The 5316-nt window shown below is 44.3% G+C and carries 2 protein-coding genes and 1 tRNA gene; 1 reads left to right on the forward strand and 2 read right to left on the reverse strand.

Annotated elements, in window-relative coordinates:
• The first annotated feature begins 29 nt into the window (after positions 1-29).
• Complete coding sequence (mfd, locus tag IQ242_RS15905; RefSeq protein WP_193960628.1) at positions 30-3539, forward strand: transcription-repair coupling factor; 3510 nt, start codon at positions 30-32, stop codon at positions 3537-3539.
• A gap of 547 nt (positions 3540-4086) precedes the next feature.
• Here the strand turns inward: mfd and IQ242_RS15910 are convergent.
• Positions 4087-4173, reverse strand: a tRNA-Ser gene (locus IQ242_RS15910).
• Between the two features lie 116 nt (positions 4174-4289).
• Positions 4290-5316: glycosyltransferase family 1 protein (locus IQ242_RS15915; protein WP_193960629.1), on the reverse strand; the 1027-nt coding region annotated here is incomplete at its 5' end.

Raw genomic sequence — 5316 nt, forward strand, 5'->3', positions numbered from 1 at the left:
ACTAAAAACCGAGCGCCGATCACTAAAAAATGACTTTTGCCTCCGTTATTCGCAACATTGAAAAATCGCCCTTAACTGCCGAACTTATCCAAAAACTGGAGAAAAACGGCAATTTAACCCTAACTGGCCTTGCCCGCTTACCGAAAGGATTAATAAGCACAGCTTTCGCCCGTTGTCAAGGAAAAAATCTTTTAATTATTTGTGCCAATCTGGAAGAAGCAGCACGTTGGGCGGCACAATTAGAAGCGATGACGTGGAAAGGTGTTTTCTTTTATCCCACCTCGGAAGCTTGTCCCTACGAGACATTTAATCGGGAATCCGAGATGATTTGGGGACAGATGCAGGTATTATCGGCCCTTCGACGTAGCTCAGGACAAGCTCTAATCAGTCATCAAGATGCCGGAATTGCGATCGTTACCACCGAAAAGGCCCTGCAGCCCCATTTACCCCCTAGAGAGGTTTTCGAGCAATATAGCGATAATTTTGCGGTAGGAAGGGTTATAGAAGCCAAAAACCTCGATCTAACCCTAGCTAGATTAGGATATGAAAGGGTTCCACTGGTAGAAACCGAAGGGCAATGGAGTCGTCGCGGCGATATCGTTGATATTTTCCCAGTTTCGGCCGAATTACCAGTCAGGTTAGAATTTTTCGGCGATGAATTGGAAAAATTGCGAGAATTTGACCCTGCAACCCAAAGATCGCTGGATTATATCCCCAATCTGCTTCTTACTCCCACTAGCTTTGCGGCGATCATTGCCCCTTCTCTTCCCCCGACAGTGGCCGATTATCTGGGGGCTGAAGATCGAGAAAAATTAGCTAATGGTATTTATCCAGAGGGAATTGAGCGATTTTTAGGCTTGTCCTTCCCTCAACCTGCCTCTTTATTGGATTATCTCCCCGGAAATACCCTGATTGCCTTTGATGAACTGGAAAGCTGTCAAGCTAGAAGCGATCGCTGGATAGAATATATTGGGGAACGCTGGCAAGAGATAGAACCAGCTTTACCGCAAATTCACCGTTCTTTTGGCGAATCTCTGCAAATATCGTCCAAATTTCCCCATCTCTACCTCTCGGAAATAGACGATCACCTGTCCGAAAATCGCCTTAATCTCTCCAGTCGTCCGATTCCCACCAATCCGGGGCAATTCGCCAAACTAGCGGAAATTTTACGGGGAAAAAGAGAGATTTATAGCGGTATTAAAGTAAATAAGTATGCTACATGGTTAATATCTGCCCAACCCTCCCGTACAGTCTCGTTATTACAGGAACACGACTGTCCGGCCCAATTTATCCCCAATCCCCTCGATTTTGGGGCGATCGAGCGGTTAATAATTCAAAACACCGCTACAGCCCTAAAATACTCAGGATTAGCTGAATTAGAAGGTTTTATCCTCCCCACCTATCGCATAGTCGTCGTTAGCGATCGAGAGTTCTTCGGACAACATCTTTTAAATACTGCCGGTTACGTCCGCAAACGTCGGCAAGCAGCCTCGGTACAGGTGGATGTGAATAAACTCCGTCCCCTCGATTTTGTAGTACATAAACACCATGGCATCGGACAGTTTATCAAACTAGAAAAGCAGGAAAGCACAATTAGCGGAGTAGTGCAAGGTCGAGATTATCTAGTTATTAAATATGCCGATGGATTATTGCGGGTTCCTGCCGATTCTGTTGATAATCTCTCCCGTTATCGTCATACAGGTAATCAAGAGCCAGAATTACATAAAATCTCTGGCAAAGCGTGGGAAGCGACGAAAGCTCGCGTCAGGAAGTCGGTTAAGAAGTTAGCGGTTGATTTAATCAATATTTACGCCCAACGCGCCCAAAAATCGGGTTTTGCCTATCCGATGGATAATCCCTGGCAGCGGGAGTTAGAGGATTCTTTTCCCTACCAACCCACTGCCGATCAATTAAAAGCGATACAGGATGTGAAACGGGATTTAGAAAGCGATCGCCCGATGGATCGTTTAGTCTGTGGGGATGTGGGTTTTGGCAAGACAGAAGTGGCGATTCGTGCTATTTTTAAAGCTGTCACCACGGGTCATAAACAGGTGGCTTTATTAGCACCAACAACGATTTTAACCCAACAACATTACCACACCCTAAAAGAACGTTTTGCTCCCTATCCCATTAATGTGGGTTTATTAAATCGTTTTCGCACCAATTCCGAGAAAAAAGATATCGTCCAGCGCTTGAAAACGGGGGAATTGGATATAGTGGTGGGGACGCAGTTGTTATTGAGTAAAGCGGTGGAGTTTAGAGATTTAGGGTTATTGGTAATTGATGAAGAACAGCGTTTTGGGGTTAATCAAAAGGAAAAAATTAAGGCTTTTAAAAGTAATATTGATGTATTAACTTTGAGTGCGACACCGATTCCCCGGACTCTTTATATGTCCCTTTCTGGGGTGCGAGAAATGAGTTTAATTACCACACCTCCTCCCTCTCGTCGTCCCATCCAAACCCACCTTTCTAGTTATAATTCTGATGTGATTAGAACGGCAATTCGCAATGAATTGGATCGGGGGGGACAGGTTTTTTATGTAGTACCCAGAATCGAGGGAATTGAAGAAAAAGCGGCAGCAATTCAAGGGATGATTCCTGGTGCTAGAATTGCCATCGGCCATGGTCGTATGGATGAGGCTGAATTAGAGACCACCATGTTAGCTTTTAATAATGGGGAAGCGGATATCTTAGTTTGTACGACTATTGTGGAGTCGGGGTTAGATATTCCCAGAGTTAACACAATTATCATTGAAGATGCCCAAAAATTCGGGTTAGCGCAACTCTATCAACTGCGAGGACGGGTGGGGCGATCGGGAGTACAAGCGCACGCTTGGTTACTGTATCCAGCCAAGGCAGAACTAACAGAAACCGCTCGGGAAAGATTAAAGGCAATTCAAGAATTTACCCAGTTAGGATCGGGGTATCAATTAGCGACTAGGGATCTGGAAATTCGCGGCGCTGGTAACTTATTGGGTGCGGAACAATCGGGACAAATGGAAGCGATTGGTTTTGATCTATATATGGAAATGTTACAGGAAGCTTTGCGGGAAATTCAAGGTCAAGAAATTCCTCAAGTGGAGGATACCCAAATCGATCTGAAATTGACGGCATTTATTCCTAATGATTATATATCCGATCTGGAACAGAAAATGGATGTCTATCGGGCGATCGCTACTGCCAATTCTCAGAAAACTTTAGGACAAATTGCTGCGGATTTAGTGGATAGATACGGAGCAATTCCTTCCCCAGTGGCACAATTATTTAAGGTAATTGAGTTAAAACATCTGGCTAAATCCCTCGGTTTTTCCCGCATTAAACCCGATGGAAAACAGCATATTATCCTAGAAACTCCTATGGAAGAACCAGCGTGGAAATTATTACAAGAACACCTACCCCAACATATACAATCACGCTTTGTTTATAGTCCCAAACAGGTGACAGTTAGGGGTTTAGGAACGCTAAAACCGCAACAGCAGTTAGATAGTTTATTGGAGTGGTTAGCTAAGTGTAAAGATGGTTTACCGAGGGGGAATTAGACTAAATCCTGTTTAAAAAGTATAGGAGAGTGGGTGATGGGGAGCAGGGAGAAGGGAGCAGTGGGAATTATAAATTAGGGTTTGCTGAATAAGTCCCCAGAGGGAATCTAGAAACCACACAGTTGGCAAAATGGTAGTTTCGTCGCTTAGTTTCTGAATTTTATCTGGCGATCGAAGAGCGAAAGTGCAAGGGTTTTGAGTCCCTCGGATCGATTTCTCAACGTTTTCCTAGTAAAGCGTTCACTGATATTTAGCCAACCCTACTTAGTTGATGATAGGTGGTGCCTTACGACGGATTGTTACCTTCAAGTCAAAGCAGCAATTTTTGCCGTCTAACGCACCCTACTTTTGACTTTTTTGGCTAAAAAAGTGCCAAAACCGTTTCCTAGTAAAGCGTTCACTGATATTTAGCCAACCCTACTTAGTTGATGATAGGTGGTGCCTTACGACGGATTGTTACCTTCAAGTCAAAGCAGCAATTTTTGCCGTCTAACGCACCCTACTTTTTACATAAAAAGCACCTCGTAGATATGAGGTGCTTTGAGGACGGAGAGAGAGGGATTCGAACCCTCGTTAAAGTTACCCCTAAACAGCATTTCCAGTGCTGCGCCTTCAACCGCTCGGCCATCTCTCCAATTAAGGTCACGATCACCCATCCTACAGCAAATACTGCCGATCTGTCAAATTATTTTTCTTTTTCCGACGATGACCGATCAGGTTACACTTCATCTGGATGGGAAACCCTGTCAGTTAAGCATACCCTAGATATTGATTTAAGATTGCGGCTGTAGCTAGACCGGTTTTTTGCCAACTAAACTCATCAGCCCGTTTTTTGCCTAGATAACTTAATTTTGAGTGTAATTGTCGATCTTGAGCGATAATTTTCAGGGCATCGGCCAGGGACTCGACTCGATAGGGATCGATTAAAATTGCCGCTGTTGCCGTGACTTCGGGCAAAGATGACAAATTTGAGGTAATGACGGGTGTACCGCAGGCCATAGCCTCTAAAACGGGCAATCCGAAGCCTTCCCAGAGACTGGGGAAGACTAAAGCAGTGGCTTGACTGATCACCTTGGGCAGCTGATCGTAGGGGATATAGTCGAGGAATTTAATCCGATCGCTAACTGCTAATTCTTGCGCTTGTTGTTGTAAATTGGGGGTATAACGGCGATCAAAGCTGCCGGCAATCCAAAGATGATAATCGCTTAAATCTGGGGGCAGTTGGGCAAAAGCGGCGATTAAACGCGGTAAATTTTTATAGGGATTGGGACGACCGAGATAGAGAAAATAGGGATGTTCTGGCTTATTATCTTCCATAGGGCGAAAGTGATGATGATCGTAGGCTAGGGGAATAGAAGTAATTTTATCGGCGGGAATTTGATAATATTCAGTGATATCTTTGGCCGTTGCCTGAGAGTTACAGATAATATGTTTTGCCTGTTGTAATACCTGCGGCACATAATAACGGAAATATTGGGTTAAGGGGGAAGTAAAACTGGGAAACCTTAGGGGAATTAAATCGTGGACCATGACGACAAAGCGACAGGGAGAATTTATCGGTGCTTCCGGGAGGGGAGAAAAGAGTAAATTGGCCTTTAATTGTCGGTAAATTGACGGTAACTGCCATTGAGTCCAGAGTAAGCGTTTTAAATGACCTTTCGCTCCTCGATCGGGGCCGAGACCCTTGGGGATAGAATAACAGTTAAAGTCGGGATAACTATTAGCTGTTAGTAGGGTTGGTTCTAAATTTTTCAGGTAGGGTAAGAGGTTAAGAATT

The organism is Microcystis sp. LEGE 08355 (genome assembly GCF_015207185.1).
GTDB classification, from domain to species: Bacteria; Cyanobacteriota; Cyanobacteriia; order Cyanobacteriales; family Microcystaceae; genus Microcystis; species Microcystis panniformis.